The organism is Primorskyibacter sp. S187A, assembly GCF_049800955.1.
Lineage (GTDB): Bacteria > Pseudomonadota > Alphaproteobacteria > Rhodobacterales > Rhodobacteraceae > JAKVBH01.
Genome location: NZ_JBNAGA010000001.1, coordinates 208,512 through 223,297, shown reverse-complemented (window position 1 = coordinate 223,297; position 14,786 = coordinate 208,512). Strand labels below are relative to the sequence as shown.

The window sequence follows — 14,786 nt, the reverse complement described above, 5'->3', positions numbered from 1 at the left end:
GCATCACAGGAAAACGATATCGTTGTCGCTGATCACATCCGAGAAGACGCCACGCAGCGTGATCGTGGTGTCGGCAAAGGTGATCTGGGTGTGATCTTCGTCGGTGTCGGTGATGGTCAGATCCTCCATCCCATCCACACCGTCGGTGCCCGCGATGACCAGAATGTCGAGATTGTTGGTGAAATCCATGACATTGTAAGTGCCTTGCGCGTTGTTGAAGATGAAAATGTCCGAGCCGCCGCCGCCCGTATATTCATCGCCGCGCCCGATGCCGCCATCGATCGTATCTTCACCGGCATCGCCAAAGAGGCGGTCAAACGCACCGTCGCCCACGCGCAAATCTCCGAGCACCATGTCATCGCCATCGCCGCCATAGATCTCGTTGTGCTGCACATTGGTGCTCTGCAGGCCTTCGAAGATCGACCGTGCGGCACCAGTGTCGAAGTTGAACCCGGCCCCTGAGCCGTGGTTTTCACCAAAATCCGCGCCCATGCCCACGAGCAGGTTGTCGCGTGCATCACCCCGGATGACATCGCCCCCTTCCCCGCCGACAATATTCTCGAAATTCGAAAAGCTGTCCTGGCGCTGCTGCTCGAAAATGACGGTGCGGCTGATCTGGCGGGAGTCGTCGGTGTTGTAATAGCTGGCGATCCCCTCATCCATATCAACGGTGAGGTTGAAACGATCGGGCGTGAGGGCGAAATGCAACGTGTCGTTGAAAATCGTCCCGGTGAAATCCTTGTTGTCGACATCAGAACTCGGGTTCACAACGGGTAGGGGGTAAATGACGGCCATATGAAAAATCCTTTTAAATTGTTTAATAAAGCGCAACTTAGAGAGCAGACACGCCCTTGTCTGGTCACGAATACCCGACTTTCCGGACACCCGTTTTAGGCGAGCCGTGTCGGGCGGCCTTTCCTGCCCCCGGCCCCACAAAGCGGTGCGCTCAATATTGCTCTTGTGTGAAAGCGGGCTTGCCGCACCACGGCGCTTACGCCATGCTGCGGGGTGGCATTGGGAGAGGTGATACAACCATGCGCAAGTTTTTGGTCATTTTGGATGATAGCCGCGAGTGCCTGAACGCGATGCGCTTTGCCGCCATGCGCGCGGCCCATACGGGCGGCGGGGTTGAAGTGCTCTCGATCATCCCGCCCGACGAGTTCAACCACTGGGTGGGTGTGGGCGAATTGATGCGCGAGGAAAGCCGGGAGCGTATTCAGGTGCATTTTGAGGTCTTCGCCAAATGGATGCGTGACAGGCAGGGGATCGACCCGGAGCTTGTGATCCGTGAGGGCGAAGCTGTCGCGGAGATCATGGCGCAGGTGCGCGAGGACACAGAGATTGGCGTGCTCGTGTTGGGCGCGGGCACGGGCTCTGGCGGCCCCGGCCCCCTCGTCACCCAACTGACCAAAAATTCGGGAACCCTTCCGATCCCCATCACGATTGTGCCTGGCGACATGTCCAAAGAACGCCTTGAAGCGATCACCTGATCCGCTTTGATGCATGTCAAGTCCAACTGAGCCCCCTGCATGCTAAACTGCCCGTTGTTGGGAGGTTCCTGTTGGGAGGTTTCTTATGCCAGCGCCTGCGACAAAGCCTGATCTGATCACAGTTTGCGACAAGGACTTCGCCAAACTGATGTCACTTTTGCACACGGTAGACGCATCCCGCGCGACGGAGCGGGATGCAGAGGGCTGGTCGATCCGCGATGTCGTTATCCATCGCAGCCATTGGATCCATCTGACCATGGGGTGGGACCGCACCGGCAGATCAGGAGCGATACCCGAGATCCCGGCGCCCGGCTACAAGTGGAACGATCTGAAAGCTTACAACGCAAACGTCATTGCAGAGGCGCCCGACGTGCCCTGGCGTGAGGCGCTTCAAAGGCTCCAAGCAGCCCATGATGCGTTGATGAGCGCAATCGCGCATTTGTCCGACGCAGAGCTTTTTGGTGCGCCCATGCCAGGCGGCAATGGCAAATGGACAACCGGTCGGTATTTCGCAGCCTGCGGCGCGAGCCACTATCGGTCTGCCGCGAAATTCATCCGAAAACGGCTTCGCGAGCAGAGTGCCCCAGCTTAGAATGGTTCCAAACTATTGACATCACGGCAGCCCGCTTGCATATCTGACCAAAGAGATAAGGAACCGCGCCCATGTTCATCCAGACAGAATCCACGCCCAACCCCGCAACGCTGAAGTTCCTGCCCGGCCAGACCGTGCTGGACATGGGAACGGCCGATTTCCCCACGCCCGATGGCGCAGGCGCGTCTCCCTTGGCCACGCGTATCTTCGGCATTCAAGGCGTGACCGGTGTGTTCTTTGGCAATGATTTTGTCACGGTCACAAAAGGCGACGCTGTCGATTGGGATCATATCAAACCTGCGATCCTGGGCGCGATTATGGAACATTACCAATCGGGCGATCCTGTCATGTCGGGCGATGCGGCCGCTCCTTCGGGCCATGCAGAGCATGATGGCGAGGATGCCGAGGTCGTGGGGCAAATCAAGGAATTGCTCGACAGCCGCGTGCGCCCCGCTGTGGCGCAGGACGGCGGAGACATCACGTTCCACGGCTTTGACCGCGGCGTTGTCTATCTGCACATGCAGGGCGCATGCGCGGGCTGCCCCTCGTCGACCCTGACGCTCAAGATGGGCATCGAGAACCTGCTGCGCCATTACATCCCCGAAGTGACCGAAGTGCGCCCCGTCGCCGTTTAACAGGCGCAGGACACGCGCATGACCAAGGCCCCACTGGTTCTGGGATTTGACACATCGGCCGCGCATTGCGCGGCCGCTCTGCTGTCAGGCGACACAATCCTCGCGCAACAGGTGGACCCGATGGAACGGGGACAGGCAGAACGGCTTGTGCCTTTCCTTGCGAGCATCATAACCCATGCGGGCCATGACTGGTCCGATCTCACCGCCCTGGGCGTCGGCACGGGGCCGGGCAATTTCACCGGTATTCGCATCTCGGTAGCTCTCGCGCGGGGCTTGTCGCTAAGCCTCGGTATCCCGGCCGTGGGCGTGAGCGCGCTTGAAGCTGCGGCTTTTGGCCTGCCCCGCCCCGTGACAAGCGTTCTGGATGCGCGGCGTGGCCGCCTTTACACCCAGCGCTTTCCCGATGGCGCTCCAGAGATGCGCGAGGATCTGCCCGCCGGGCCATTGACCGGCGGAGCAGCGCCGGAGGGTCTCGCGCAGCACACGCCCCTGGCGGAGGCCATTGCACGGATCGCCGCCACGCGGTTCGAGACGGCCTCCCCGCCCAAACCCCTCTATCTGCGCGCCCCGGATGCGGCTCCGGCAAAGGATCGCGGGCCGATCCTCCTCGATGACGTCTGAGCTGCCGGACAACGCAACCATGGCGCACCTGCATGGCGCAGCCTTCCCGCGCGGCTGGAGCGCGCAAGACTTTGCCGCGATGCGCGCCGACCCCGCCTGCTGCATCACCGGCACGGCCCATGGCTTTGCGATCGCACGGCAGGTTCTGGATGAGGCGGAAATCCTGACAATCGTGGTCGCGCCCGAACACAGAGGCCGCGGCGCGGGACAACACCTGCTCACCGGGCTCTGTGCGCAGCTGCGCGCGCGGGGCACGGCGCGGCTCTTTCTTGAAGTGGCCGAAGACAATGCTCCGGCACGCGCTCTCTACGCAAAGCTGGGCTTTGTCGAGACGGGCCGCCGCAAGGCCTATTATCCGCGCGCCAGCGGAGCCGTCGACGCGATTTCGCTCATGTGCTCTCTCTAAGCCCTGATGACGCAAGGAAACCCGGCAAGAATCGGTTGACCTTCCCGGGCAACGCGCCACTAATTGAGGGCGATCCGTGATGTTTCACGGTTTTTGGAAGGCGCGCCAATTCTTGAGCCGCGCCCCATCGAACAGGGAGCTACATATGTCCTTCATGAAAACCATTCTGGCGTCGACAGCCGCCGTCGCGCTGAGCACGGCAGCCGCCGTGGCCGAACCCGCACTGATCTTCGATCTGGGCGGCAAATTCGATAAAAGCTTCAACGAGAGTGCCTTCAACGGGGCCCAGCGTTGGGCCGAGGAAACCGGCGGCACATTCCGCGAGATTGAACTCACGTCGGAGGCACAGCGTGAGCAGGCGCTGCGCCGCTTTGCCGAGGCGGGCGCCAATCCGATCGTCATGACAGGGTTTGCCTTCGGCTCCGTTCTGGGCGAGGTCGCACCGGATTACCCGGATACGAAATTTGCCATCATCGACATGGTCGTTGATGCGCCCAACGTCCGCTCGGTTGTCTTCAACGAGCATGAAGGCTCCTATCTTGTCGGCATGCTGGCGGCAAAAGCGTCAAAATCCGGGACCGTCGGCTTCATCGGCGGCATGGATATTCCGCTCATCCGCAAGTTTGCCTGTGGCTACGCACAAGGTGTGAAAGCCGTGAACCCTGACGCAACCATCGTCGCCAACATGACAGGCACGACGCCTGCGGCGTGGAACGATCCCGTCAAAGGCTCCGAGCTGACCAAAGCGCAGATCAGCCAGGGCGCAGACGTGGTCTATGCCGCAGCAGGCGGCACGGGCGTTGGTGTTCTTCAAACGGCCGCAGACGAGAACATCCTGTCCATCGGCGTCGACAGCAATCAGAACTACCTGCACCCCGGCAAGGTCCTGACTTCCATGATGAAGCGCGTGGACAATGCCGTTTATGAAGCCATGACCATGGGCACGGACCTTGAGGTCGGCATCAATGTCATGGGCATCTCAAATGGTGGCGTGGGCTACGCGATGGATGAGTTTAACGCAGAGCTTGTGAACTCCGACATGCAGGCCGCCGTGGATGCCGCCGCGATGAAGATCGCTTCCGGCGATTTGGCCGTGCATGACTACACCTCCGACGACAGCTGCCCTGCGCTGCAATTCTAAGGCGACAGTCGCACGTTGTGATAAAAACCGCCCGCGCTCTTTCGCGGGCGGTTTTCTGTTTAAGGCGCATCGGCTCACAGTACCGGGAGGTGCATTCGGCGGGTTGGTGAAGAACACCGCCAAAGCGCTGGCGCTTTCATGGTTTCGCAAAGGCAGGTCTGGGCAAACGCGCGGGGCTCTGCAAAACTGTCCAAAGATTCTGCGAGGGGCGGTATGGGCGACGCAATCACCACATTCTTTGATGCATGGGGCATGAGCGATGCGGCATCCCGCAACCAAGCCATCGCACAGGCCCTCACGCCAGACTGCACCTATGCCGATCCACGCAGCGACGGGAGCCTGTCTGGCCCGGATGCCATCGCCTCTTACGTCGCCATGTTCAGCGACAATGCCCCGGGTTGGACGGCCCGCGTCGTGAAAAGCGACATGACCCAGACCTTGGCCCGCGTCACGGTTGCCTTCGGCGGGCCAGGACCCTCGGGCGAAGAGATGGTGCAGCTTGGCCAGTATTTTGCGCGCATCACCAACGAACAGATCGCCGAAATGACCGGTTTTGTCGGCACAGGAGCCCCCGAATGACCGCACCCGCCATTGAACTGAAAGGCATCTCAAAAGCCTTCGGCCCTGTTCAGGCCAACAAGGACATCTCGATCCGCGTCATGCCCGGCACAATCCATGGCATCATCGGCGAGAATGGCGCGGGCAAATCCACGCTCATGTCGATCCTGTATGGCTTCTACAAAGCCGACAAGGGCGAGATCTGGATCGCCGGCAAGGAAACCCAGATCCCCGACAGTCAGGCCGCCATCGCCGCAGGCATCGGCATGGTCTTTCAACATTTCAAACTTGTGCCCAACTTCACTGTGCTCGAAAACGTGGTCCTTGGCGCGGAAGACGGCGCTTTGCTGCGCCCTTCGCTCGCCAAGGCGCGCAAACTGCTCACGGAACTGGCCGCAGAATATGAGCTTAACGTCGATCCCGATGCGATTGTCGAAGAGCTCTCCGTGGGCCACCAGCAGCGCGTGGAGATCCTCAAGGCGCTCTACCGTCAGGCCGATATCCTGATCCTCGACGAGCCCACCGGCGTGCTCACACCGTCTGAAGCAGATCAGCTGTTTCGCATACTGGGGCGGCTGCGCGAAGAGGGCAAAACGATCATCCTGATCACGCATAAACTGCGTGAAATCATGGATATAACCAATACCGTCTCGGTCATGCGCCGCGGTGAGATGACGGCGACGGTCAAGACAGACGAGACAAGCCCGGAGCAGCTGGCCGAACTGATGGTCGGGCGCAAAGTGCTCTTGCGGGTCGACAAAGTGCCAGCACAGCCCGGCGCGCCGATCCTCGAGGTCGAGAACCTGCGTGTTGTGGATGACGAGGGCGTCGAGCGGGTAAAGGGCATCTCGCTCAATGTGCGCGCCGGGGAAATCCTTGGAATTGCGGGCGTGGCCGGGAATGGTCAATCCGAGCTTCTGGAAGTCCTCGGCGGCTACCAGCATGGCACCGGGACAATCCGCATCAACGGCACCGAGATCGACCTGACCGGCAAGGCCTCGGACGGCCAATCGCGCCGGGCACGCGGCATCGCGCACGTCCCCGAAGACCGGCAACGCGAAGGCCTGATCATGGATTACCATGCCTGGGAAAACGCGGCCTTCGGCTATCACCATGACCCGGCGTTCCAATCCGGTCTTTTCATGAACAACCGCGCCATTCGCGCCGACACCCAGCGCAAGATCGAGAAATTTGACGTGCGCCCGCCCAATCCTTGGCTGGCCGCGAAAAACTTCTCGGGTGGCAACCAGCAAAAGATCGTCGTCGCCCGCGAGATCGAACGCAACCCCGATCTCCTGCTCGTGGGCCAGCCGACGCGGGGGGTTGATATCGGGGCGATCGAATTCATTCACGAGCAGATCGTGGCCCTGCGCGATCAGGGGAAGGCGGTCTTGCTCGTCTCAGTGGAGCTCGATGAAATCCTGTCGCTGTCGGACCGAATCGCAGTGATGTTTGATGGACATATCATGGGCGAACGCCTGCCCGCACAGACCGATGAAAAGGAACTTGGCCTTTTGATGGCTGGGATCACAGAAACGGCGGGGGCCGCATAATGAAACGATTTGTTAAGCTCTTGACGTCACTCTGGCCCTCGGAGAGGATACCGTATGACCAAACACTTGCTCACTCCGCAAAAACCGCAGGCCGTGGCCCGCACCAAAGCCAAGACACCGGATCTGCCGCTGTGGCCGGTCGCGCTTCTGTTGATCACTGGCGTGGCACTTCTTGCACTAGTCTGAGCCGCGTCCCTCTCCTGACGGGAGGGCTGCGCTGATGGAACGTATGCCGGCCTGGGCCGATGCGGTCCTCGTCCCTCTGATTTCAATCATCCTGGCTGCGCTGATCTCGGCGTTGGTCATCCTCGCGATTGGCGAAGACCCGTGGGAAGCTGTGAAGCTGATGGTCAATGGCGCGCTCGGCTCCACCTATGGATGGGGCTACACGCTCTACTACACGACCAACTTCATCTTCACCGGTCTCGCCGTTGCCGTGGCCTTTCACGCGCGGCTTTTCAACATTGGCGGCGAAGGTCAGGCCATGTTGGGCGGGCTCGGAGTCGCCATTGTCTGTCTTTACTTTCCTTGGCCGCACTGGACGATTGCGCTCCTCTTCGCGACGCTCTCTGCTGGCCTCTTTGGCGCACTCTGGGCCTTTCTGCCCGCTTATTTGCAGGCCAAACGCGGCAGCCACATCGTGATCACGACGATCATGTTCAATTTCATCGCCTCGGCCCTGTTGAATTACCTGCTCGTGAACGTCATGCGCCCGCAAGGCGTCATGGACCCGGCCACCGCCAAGTTCCCTGAAGCCGCCAGCCTTCCCACATTGCACGAGATGCTCACGCCTTTGGGCATCGCCTTTTCCAAATCAGCCCCCGCGAATGTGACCTTGTTTGTCGCTCTGGTGGCTTGTGTGGTTGTCTGGGCGCTGATCTGGCGGACCCGGTTGGGCTATGAAATACGCGCCTTCGGGCACAGTGAGAGCGCTGCGAAATATGCAGGCATCAGCCCCGTGAAGATCACGGTTGTCGCCATGCTCATCTCTGGCGGTCTGGCCGGGCTCATGGCGCTCAACACCACCATGGGAGAGGCGGAACGCCTGATCCTGAACGCGACCGAGGGCGCAGGCTTCATCGGGATCGCGGTCGCGCTGATGGGGCGCTCGCATCCCGTGGGCGTGGCCATGGCGGCGCTGCTCTTCGGCTTTCTCTATCAGGGCGGCGCGGAACTGGCGCTTTGGACGAATATCCCCCGTGAGTTGATCGTCGTGATCCAGGCGCTGGTGATCCTGTTCACAGGCGCGCTCGACAACATGGTGCGCATGCCCCTTGAGAAGCTCTTCATGGCCTTCAAGCGGGGGCAAGCGTGATGGATTTCCTGACCCTTATTCAAGTCCTCGACAGCACGATCCGACTGGCCACACCGCTGTTGCTGGCCTGTCTGGCCGGGCTCTACTCGGAGCGTGCAGGCATTTTTGATATCGGCCTCGAGGGCAAGATGTTGGCCGCCGCCTTCTTTGCTGCGGCGATTGCCGCGGTTTCCGGCAATGTGTGGCTCGGGCTGCTGGCCGGGATTGCCGCTTCCATGGCACTCTCTGTCCTGCATGGGCTGGCCTCGATCACGTTTCGCGGCAACCAGCTCATCTCCGGCGTGGCTATCAACTTCCTCGCCGCAGGCCTGACCGTGCTGATTGCTCAAAGCTGGTTTCAGCAGGGCGGGCGCACACCGTCGCTCATTGGCAATGGTCGCTTTGAGCCGATCACCCTGCCCTTTGCCGAGGCGCTCAAGGATGTGCCCTTGCTCGGACCGATTTATCACGAGCTCATCTCAGGGCATTCGATCCTTGTCTATGTCGCCTTGGCCATGGTGCCATTGACGTGGTGGGTCCTGTTTCGGACGCGCTTCGGGCTGCGCCTGCGCGCGGTGGGCGAAAACCCCGCAGCTGTCGATACGGCCGGTGTCTCTGTGGTGGGGCTGCGCTTCGCCGCCGTGGCGATTTGCGGCGTGCTCTGCGGGATCGCGGGCGCCTATCTCGCAACGGCCCTGCAAGCGGGCTTCGTGAAGGACATGACGGCGGGCCGGGGGTTCATCGCGCTCGCGGCGCTCATCTTCGCCAAATGGCGGCCCTGGTATGCGCTCTATGCCTGCCTGCTCTTTGGCTTCCTGCAAGCCATTGCCCTGCGATACCAGAATATTGACCTCGGCGCCTTCATCGTTCCCGTCCAATTCATGGATGCCTTGCCCTATATCCTGACGGTCGTAATCCTTGCGGGGTTTGTCGGCAAAGCCATCCCGCCGCGCGCCGGGGGCGAGCCTTACGTCAAGGAACGATAGGTGCCGCCGGATAAGTCCAGTTGAGGATCTCCACTAAGACCAACGCAAGTGCGGCTTCGCTGCGCTTGCGAAACCACGCCACACTGGTCTAACAGACACTATGCAAATCTATCTGCCCATAGCCGAGGTTTCGGTCAATGCCTTCCTACTATTGGGATTGGGCGGGATTGTGGGCATCTTGTCCGGCATGTTTGGCGTAGGCGGCGGCTTCTTGATGACGCCGCTTTTGTTTTTCATAGGCATCCCGCCTGCTGTTGCCGTGGCCACGGAAGCCAACCAGATTGTCGCGTCGTCGTTCTCCGGCGTGCTCGCGCATCTGCGGCGAAAATCCGTCGATCTCAAAATGGGGACCGTGCTGCTCATTGGCGGGTTGGTCGGCGCGGCGCTCGGGGTGGTCCTCTTCAACTACCTGAAGTCACTGGGCCAGGTCGATCTGCTGGTGCGGCTTTGCTACGTCGTCTTTCTTGGCATTATCGGTGGCTTGATGTTCATCGAGAGCCTCAATGCCATGCGCCGCAACAAGAAAGGCGTCACAGCTCCGCGCCGCAAGCAGCGCACATGGATTGACGCCCTGCCCTTCAAGATGCGCTTTCGCACCTCTGGCCTCTATATCTCCGTCATCCCGCCGCTGATCGTCGGGGTGTTCGTGGGTATTCTGGCGGCCATCATGGGGGTGGGCGGCGGTTTCATCATGGTGCCTGCCATGATCTACATCCTCAACATGCCCACCAAAGTCGTCGTCGGGACATCGCTCTTTCAGATCATCTTCGTGACCGGTTTCACGACGCTCCTGCACGCGACAACCAACTTCACCGTCGATATCGTGCTTGCCGTGCTGCTGCTTGTGGGCGGTGTCATTGGTGCGCAGATCGGCACACGGCTGGGCACCAAGCTCAAGGCCGAGCAATTGCGCATTCTGTTGGCCCTTATGGTTCTGGCGGTCTGCGGTAAACTCGCGCTTGATCTGCTGATCATGCCAACAGAGCTCTACTCGCTCGGCGCGGCGGGAGGCCACTGATATGCTGCACCGCCTGCTCCTCTGCCTTTCCCTCATGCTGGCCCCTCTCTTTGCATTGGCCGAAGAGGTTGTGCTGGGCATGAGCCGCGACAGCATTGCGATCACGACGAACTTCGATGGCTCCGACCTTTTGATCTTTGGCGCTGTCAAGCGCGACGCGCCGCTGCAATCCTCCCCGCTGGAGGTCGTCATCACAGTGGCCGGCCCCTCCGCCCCGGTGGTTGTCCGCAAGAAAGAGCGCCGCTTCGGCATCTGGATCAACACCGAAGCCGTAACCGTTGATGAGGCGCCCTCGTTTTATGCCGTGGCCGCATCGGGCCCACTGGACGAGATCCTCTCGCAGACGGAAGACCTGCGCCACAAGATCTCGATTCCCAAAGCCATCCGCCTTGTGGGCGAAAGCGGCGCGGTGGATGATGTCGAGCGGTTTTCCGATGCGGTGATCCGCATCCGCATGTCGCAAGGCGTCTACCAACTGGGCGAAGGCGCCGTCGATCTGCGTGAGGAAACCCTGTTTCGCACGGCCATCGAACTGCCCGCCAATCTGACCGAAGGCGCCTATGTCACACGGGTGTTTCTGGTGCGCGATGGTGGCGTCGTCTCACATCATGAGACGGAACTTGATGTGCGCAAGGTAGGGCTGGAGCGTTGGCTCTTCTCGCTCTCGCGCGAGCAGCCGCTGCTCTATGGCCTGATGTCGCTTGCCATTGCCATTGCCGCCGGCTGGGGCGCCTCTGCGCTCTTCCGCGTCTTGCGTCTGAGCTGATGCGCGCGCGGGCGCGATACCGCTGGCACATGCCCTTGCAGACCCGTTGGGCCGACAATGACGCCTACGGGCATCTCAACAACGCGACCTATCTCTCGCTCTTCGACACAGCTTTGACCCATTGGCAGACCGAGAGCGGACTACTGGCCGCGCACACCCGGTTCCTCGTCGTGGCCAACAACTGTGAGTATCACGCGGAGCTCGCCTTCCCCGATGCGCTTACTTGCGGGCTGGCCTGCGAACACATCGGGCGCACGTCGTTCCGGCTCATCCTCGGGCTGTTCAAGGGCGCGGAGGATCAGGCCGCCACCACTGCGAGCTTCACACAGGTGGCTGTTGATCCTGAGACCCATGAAAAACGCGCCCTCGATGATCGAGAGCGCGCATTGCTTGTGGGGATTGTACCGGCCAGCGGGATGCCGCAGGGGCTCTAGCACGTTTCTTCGGTGCCGCGCTCGGAACAAGGCCGTTTGCGGAAGCCGGGCTGCATCAGCCTTGCCTCAGGCCTCAAAGCTCCTTGTAGCTCACTTCGCGGACATCTGCCCCGGGCCCAACCTTCTGCCGCCGCACGATCAGGCGATTGAGCGCCTGAATATAAGCCTTGGCGGAGGCCACAACCGTATCGGTGTCGGCGGATTGGCCCGTGGCAATCATGCCATCCTCTTCCAGTCGCACCGTCACAGTGGCCTGCGCATCCGTGCCTTCGGTCACCGCGCTGACCTGATAGAGCTGCAAACGCGCTTCATTGGGATGCAGCACACGTACCGCTTTGAAGGTCGCATCCACAGGCCCGTCGCCAGGGGCCTCAGCGCTTTGATCCGTGCCGCCAACGGCCATCTCCAGCGTCGCTTCCGCTGGGCCGCCTGTACCGCAGAGGATTTTCAGGTTGACCAACTCCAGATGATCCTCTTCATCCGTCGTGGCCGAGACGAGGGCCAGAATATCGTCGTCATAGACTTCTTTCTTGCGGTCCGCCAAATCCTTGAACCGCACGAAGATATCCTTGAGCTGGTTGTCCCCCACCTCGACGCCCAACTCCTTGAGCTTGGCCCGCAGCGCCGCGCGCCCCGAATGCTTGCCCAGAGGCAGCGAGGTGCCCGCGATGCCCACGTCTTCAGGCCGCATGATCTCAAAGGTTTCGGCATTTTTCAGCATGCCGTCCTGGTGGATCCCGCTCTCATGGGCAAAGGCGTTTTTGCCGACAATGGCCTTGTTGAATTGGACTGCAAAGCCAGACACCGCTGAGACGCGGCGCGAGATATGCATGATTTTCTGAGTGTCGATGCGCGTCTCAAACGGCATGATGTCGCCACGCACCTTCATCGCCATCACAACCTCTTCGAGCGCGGTATTGCCCGCCCGCTCGCCCAGGCCATTGATCGTGCATTCGATCTGGCGCGCGCCCCCTTCTACAGCCGCGAGGCTGTTGGCCGTCGCCATGCCGAGGTCATTGTGACAATGGGTGGCGAAGATCACATCATCCGCCCCGGGTACCGTCTCGATGAGCCGCCGGATCAGATCCGCACTTTCGCGCGGGGCGGTATAACCAACGGTGTCAGGGATATTGATCGTCGAGGCGCCCGCTTTGATCGCAATCTCGACCACGCGGCAGAGATAGTCCCATTCCGTGCGCGTCGCATCCATGGGCGACCATTGCACGTTGTCACACAGGTTGCGCGCATGGCTGACGGTCTGCTCGATGCGCTCGGCCATCTCATCCATCGTGAGGTTGGGGATCGCGCGGTGCAATGGCGAGGTGCCGATAAAGGTGTGGATGCGCGGCTGAGCGGCCTTCTTCACAGCCTCCCAGCAGCGATCAATATCGGGCAGTTGCGCGCGCGCCAGCCCACAGATCACCGCATCCTTGGAGCGCTCCGCAATCTCGCTCACCGCCCGGAAATCCCCCTCAGAGGCAATCGGGAAACCAGCTTCGATAATATCAACGCCCATATCATCGAGCAGCTCGGCAATCTCCAGCTTCTCGTCATGGGTCATGGTTGCGCCGGGGCTCTGTTCGCCATCGCGCAGGGTCGTGTCAAAAATGACAACTCTATCTTTGGTCATATTCTGGGGTCCTTTGTCCTTAAAGCCTGATGGGCGCGGCATGCATCCTCTGAGCGGTCGCGGCCCGAAAGGCCCGCTCAGAGGCGGCTAAGGAGAAGAAGAAGGCCAAGGCTCGCCGCCGCGCGCGGGCGCGCGGTCAAAGGGGCGATATGATCTTGGCGTGTCATGGCGCTGACTATACCCGGCAAATTCTGAATGAAAAGTGTGAATTATGCGACGGGGGTCGTTTCGCCTTGCGGCGCGGAGACGTATCGAAACACGCCAGTGGAGGAAGCCACCAATGTGCCCAGCTCATCAACCAATCGGCCTTCGGCGAAAAACGTCTTGGCCCCGCCGCCTGTTCTGCGCCCCTCGGCAATCAGACGCGCCCCCTCGGGCCGCCCGATGTAGTTCACACTCAGGTTCAACGTCAGACAGTAGCGGCGCGCCTCGGGATCACCGGTAAAACAGCCCGCATAGCCCATGCAGGTATCCAGCAGGCTGGCATGCACACCACCATGGGGGATGCCATGACGATTGCCGATATGCGGCACGATCGGGAGCTCAATCCGCGCAAAATCCCGCGTCCAGGAGGTCAGATCCATCCCGATATGGCTGGCAAAAGGATATGGGCTCTCCCACGCTGCACCATCCGTGTCACCCATGCGCCGCCTCCAATCCCAATCGTGCGAATTCCGGGACAAACGCCCCCAACTGCCGCGCTTTCTCCGGGTTGGCCGCATTGCCGTCAAGGGCGCGCTTCTTCACGCCCTGCAAAATCGCGCCCATCCGAAAGAAGGCAAAGGCGATGTAGAAACGCAAATCCGCAGGCGGCGCGATCCCCCGCGCCTCCGCATAGGCTGCGACAAAGGCCTCATCGTCCAGCAAGCCAAGCGAGGCGCGGTCAATGCCCGCCAAGCCGCGCCCAAGATCCCCCGGCGGCAAGCGCCACTGCATCAGCACGCCCGCAAGATCCGCGTAAGGATGCCCAAGGGTCGACAATTCCCAATCCAGAACCGCCGTGCACCGCGTATCCTCAAAGAGCAGGTTGTCGATCCGGTAGTCCCCATGGACCAAAACCCGCGCGCCATCATCGGCGGGAAGATGTGCGTCAAGCCAGGCAATCAGCGCATCCATATCCACGATCTGGCCCGTCTCCGACGCGCGGTATTGCTTGCTCCAACGCGCAAGCTGACGGGCATAATAATCCCCCGGCGGTCCAAAATCGTGCAAGCCCACAGCGCCTGGATCCACCTGATGGATCGCCGCCAGAACACGCGCCATCTCCAGAAGGATCGCGCGACGATCAGGCGCGCTCTGATCCGGCAACGAGGGATCCATGTGCACCCGCCCCGAAACATGATCCATCACGAAAAACATCGTGTCCAAAACGGTGTCATCCTCGCACAACCCATGCACCCGAGGCACAGGCACATCGCTGCCCGCCAAAGCCCGCATGACGCGGTACTCCCGGTCCACCGCATGGGCCGACTTCAACAAAACGCCGTCCGGCTTGCGCCGCAAAACATATCGGCCTGATCCCGCTTCGAGCAAATAGGTCGGGTTCGATTGCCCTGTCGAAAACTGCCGCGCGCGCAAACTGCCCTGAAAGCCAGACACATGACGCTCACACCACGCGGCCACACGCACCAGATCTTCGTCTTGCATCACTGCCCCTTCATC

The 14,786-nt window shown here is 60.9% G+C and carries 18 protein-coding genes; 14 read left to right on the top strand and 4 right to left on the bottom strand.

The genetic code is table 11. The features are described from left to right. Nucleotides 1–3: 3 nt before the first annotated feature. Nucleotides 4–795 carry a hypothetical protein gene (locus ACP15S_RS01175; RefSeq protein WP_425037672.1) on the bottom strand — a complete coding sequence of 264 codons (792 nt, stop codon included), beginning with the start codon at nucleotides 793–795 and terminating at the stop codon, nucleotides 4–6. A 239-nt stretch (nucleotides 796–1,034) separates the two neighbouring features. On the opposite strand from ACP15S_RS01175, the gene ACP15S_RS01170 reads away from it, so the two are divergent. The 14 genes from ACP15S_RS01170 to ACP15S_RS01105 all read left to right on the top strand — a co-directional run bounded on the left by ACP15S_RS01170 (nucleotide 1,035) and on the right by ACP15S_RS01105 (nucleotide 11,494). Beyond that, nucleotides 1,035–1,490 (top strand): universal stress protein, encoded by a 456-nt coding sequence (locus tag ACP15S_RS01170; RefSeq protein ID WP_425037670.1) that lies wholly within the window; start codon nucleotides 1,035–1,037, stop codon nucleotides 1,488–1,490. Nucleotides 1,491–1,575: 85 nt separating this feature from the next. Then, nucleotides 1,576–2,082, top strand: a complete 507-nt coding sequence (locus tag ACP15S_RS01165) for a ClbS/DfsB family four-helix bundle protein (protein WP_425037668.1) — start codon at nucleotides 1,576–1,578, stop codon at nucleotides 2,080–2,082. Nucleotides 2,083–2,153: 71 nt separating this feature from the next. After that, a complete protein-coding gene (locus ACP15S_RS01160; protein WP_425037666.1) occupies nucleotides 2,154–2,717 on the top strand; it encodes a NifU family protein in 564 nt (187 codons plus the stop codon). A gap of 18 nt (nucleotides 2,718–2,735) precedes the next feature. Further along, nucleotides 2,736–3,338: a tRNA (adenosine(37)-N6)-threonylcarbamoyltransferase complex dimerization subunit type 1 TsaB gene (gene tsaB / locus ACP15S_RS01155; protein WP_425037664.1), complete on the top strand. Its 603-nt coding sequence runs from the start codon at nucleotides 2,736–2,738 to the stop codon at nucleotides 3,336–3,338. Next, nucleotides 3,328–3,744, top strand: coding sequence for a GNAT family N-acetyltransferase (locus ACP15S_RS01150; protein WP_425037662.1), 417 nt, complete (start codon nucleotides 3,328–3,330; stop codon nucleotides 3,742–3,744). The genes tsaB and ACP15S_RS01150 overlap by 11 nt, the downstream gene beginning before the upstream one ends. 145 nt (nucleotides 3,745–3,889) lie before the next feature. Then, the gene (locus tag ACP15S_RS01145) at nucleotides 3,890–4,885 is read left to right on the top strand and encodes a BMP family lipoprotein (protein WP_425037660.1); all 996 of its coding nucleotides are present in this window, start codon (nucleotides 3,890–3,892) and stop codon (nucleotides 4,883–4,885) included. A gap of 213 nt (nucleotides 4,886–5,098) precedes the next feature. Beyond that, the gene (locus ACP15S_RS01140) at nucleotides 5,099–5,464 is read left to right on the top strand and encodes a nuclear transport factor 2 family protein (protein WP_425037658.1); all 366 of its coding nucleotides are present in this window, start codon (nucleotides 5,099–5,101) and stop codon (nucleotides 5,462–5,464) included. After that, entirely contained in the window at nucleotides 5,461–6,996 is a 1,536-nt protein-coding gene (locus ACP15S_RS01135; protein ID WP_425037657.1) for an ABC transporter ATP-binding protein, read from the top strand. Before ACP15S_RS01140 ends, ACP15S_RS01135 begins: the two co-directional genes overlap by 4 nt. Nucleotides 6,997–7,050: 54 nt before the next feature. After that, nucleotides 7,051–7,182, top strand: a complete 132-nt coding sequence (locus tag ACP15S_RS01130) for a hypothetical protein (protein ID WP_425037655.1) — start codon at nucleotides 7,051–7,053, stop codon at nucleotides 7,180–7,182. 34 nt (nucleotides 7,183–7,216) lie between these two features. Continuing rightward, entirely contained in the window at nucleotides 7,217–8,311 is a 1,095-nt protein-coding gene (locus ACP15S_RS01125) for an ABC transporter permease (protein ID WP_425037653.1), read from the top strand. Further along, nucleotides 8,311–9,276 (top strand): ABC transporter permease, encoded by a 966-nt coding sequence (locus tag ACP15S_RS01120; protein ID WP_425037651.1) that lies wholly within the window; start codon nucleotides 8,311–8,313, stop codon nucleotides 9,274–9,276. Before ACP15S_RS01125 ends, ACP15S_RS01120 begins: the two co-directional genes overlap by 1 nt. Nucleotides 9,277–9,376: 100 nt before the next feature. Further along, nucleotides 9,377–10,294 carry a sulfite exporter TauE/SafE family protein gene (locus tag ACP15S_RS01115; RefSeq protein ID WP_425037649.1) on the top strand — a complete coding sequence of 306 codons (918 nt, stop codon included), beginning with the start codon at nucleotides 9,377–9,379 and terminating at the stop codon, nucleotides 10,292–10,294. A gap of 1 nt (nucleotide 10,295) precedes the next feature. After that, nucleotides 10,296–11,060, top strand: coding sequence for a TIGR02186 family protein (locus ACP15S_RS01110; protein ID WP_425037647.1), 765 nt, complete (start codon nucleotides 10,296–10,298; stop codon nucleotides 11,058–11,060). A gap of 29 nt (nucleotides 11,061–11,089) precedes the next feature. Continuing rightward, on the top strand, nucleotides 11,090–11,494 hold the full coding sequence (locus ACP15S_RS01105; RefSeq protein WP_425037645.1) for an acyl-CoA thioesterase: 405 nt from the start codon (nucleotides 11,090–11,092) through the stop codon (nucleotides 11,492–11,494). Between the two features lie 73 nt (nucleotides 11,495–11,567). Here the strand turns inward: ACP15S_RS01105 and ACP15S_RS01100 are convergent, their stop codons facing one another. From ACP15S_RS01100 to ACP15S_RS01090, 3 genes are all read right to left on the bottom strand, one after another. Further along, nucleotides 11,568–13,124 (bottom strand): 2-isopropylmalate synthase, encoded by a 1,557-nt coding sequence (locus ACP15S_RS01100; protein ID WP_425037643.1) that lies wholly within the window; start codon nucleotides 13,122–13,124, stop codon nucleotides 11,568–11,570. Between the two features lie 209 nt (nucleotides 13,125–13,333). Beyond that, the gene (locus ACP15S_RS01095; RefSeq protein ID WP_425037641.1) at nucleotides 13,334–13,768 is read right to left on the bottom strand and encodes a PaaI family thioesterase; all 435 of its coding nucleotides are present in this window, start codon (nucleotides 13,766–13,768) and stop codon (nucleotides 13,334–13,336) included. Next, a complete protein-coding gene (locus tag ACP15S_RS01090) occupies nucleotides 13,761–14,771 on the bottom strand; it encodes a phosphotransferase family protein (RefSeq protein WP_425037639.1) in 1,011 nt (336 codons plus the stop codon). The genes ACP15S_RS01095 and ACP15S_RS01090 overlap by 8 nt, the downstream gene beginning before the upstream one ends. Nucleotides 14,772–14,786 lie beyond the last annotated feature (15 nt).

What these genes read in the sequence shown, in the direction of transcription:
- ACP15S_RS01175 (WP_425037672.1), bottom strand. Translation starts at nt 795, where the DNA reads ATGGCCGTCATTTACCCCCTACCCGTTGTGAACCCGAGTTCTGATGTC.
- ACP15S_RS01170 (WP_425037670.1), top strand. Translation starts at nt 1,035, where the DNA reads ATGCGCAAGTTTTTGGTCATTTTGGATGATAGCCGCGAGTGCCTGAAC.
- ACP15S_RS01165 (WP_425037668.1), top strand. Translation starts at nt 1,576, where the DNA reads ATGCCAGCGCCTGCGACAAAGCCTGATCTGATCACAGTTTGCGACAAG.
- ACP15S_RS01160 (WP_425037666.1), top strand. Translation starts at nt 2,154, where the DNA reads ATGTTCATCCAGACAGAATCCACGCCCAACCCCGCAACGCTGAAGTTC.
- tsaB (WP_425037664.1), top strand. Translation starts at nt 2,736, where the DNA reads ATGACCAAGGCCCCACTGGTTCTGGGATTTGACACATCGGCCGCGCAT.
- ACP15S_RS01150 (WP_425037662.1), top strand. Translation starts at nt 3,328, where the DNA reads ATGACGTCTGAGCTGCCGGACAACGCAACCATGGCGCACCTGCATGGC.
- ACP15S_RS01145 (WP_425037660.1), top strand. Translation starts at nt 3,890, where the DNA reads ATGTCCTTCATGAAAACCATTCTGGCGTCGACAGCCGCCGTCGCGCTG.
- ACP15S_RS01140 (WP_425037658.1), top strand. Translation starts at nt 5,099, where the DNA reads ATGGGCGACGCAATCACCACATTCTTTGATGCATGGGGCATGAGCGAT.
- ACP15S_RS01135 (WP_425037657.1), top strand. Translation starts at nt 5,461, where the DNA reads ATGACCGCACCCGCCATTGAACTGAAAGGCATCTCAAAAGCCTTCGGC.
- ACP15S_RS01130 (WP_425037655.1), top strand. Translation starts at nt 7,051, where the DNA reads ATGACCAAACACTTGCTCACTCCGCAAAAACCGCAGGCCGTGGCCCGC.
- ACP15S_RS01125 (WP_425037653.1), top strand. Translation starts at nt 7,217, where the DNA reads ATGGAACGTATGCCGGCCTGGGCCGATGCGGTCCTCGTCCCTCTGATT.
- ACP15S_RS01120 (WP_425037651.1), top strand. Translation starts at nt 8,311, where the DNA reads ATGGATTTCCTGACCCTTATTCAAGTCCTCGACAGCACGATCCGACTG.
- ACP15S_RS01115 (WP_425037649.1), top strand. Translation starts at nt 9,377, where the DNA reads ATGCAAATCTATCTGCCCATAGCCGAGGTTTCGGTCAATGCCTTCCTA.
- ACP15S_RS01110 (WP_425037647.1), top strand. Translation starts at nt 10,296, where the DNA reads ATGCTGCACCGCCTGCTCCTCTGCCTTTCCCTCATGCTGGCCCCTCTC.
- ACP15S_RS01105 (WP_425037645.1), top strand. Translation starts at nt 11,090, where the DNA reads ATGCCCTTGCAGACCCGTTGGGCCGACAATGACGCCTACGGGCATCTC.
- ACP15S_RS01100 (WP_425037643.1), bottom strand. Translation starts at nt 13,124, where the DNA reads ATGACCAAAGATAGAGTTGTCATTTTTGACACGACCCTGCGCGATGGC.
- ACP15S_RS01095 (WP_425037641.1), bottom strand. Translation starts at nt 13,768, where the DNA reads ATGGGTGACACGGATGGTGCAGCGTGGGAGAGCCCATATCCTTTTGCC.
- ACP15S_RS01090 (WP_425037639.1), bottom strand. Translation starts at nt 14,771, where the DNA reads ATGCAAGACGAAGATCTGGTGCGTGTGGCCGCGTGGTGTGAGCGTCAT.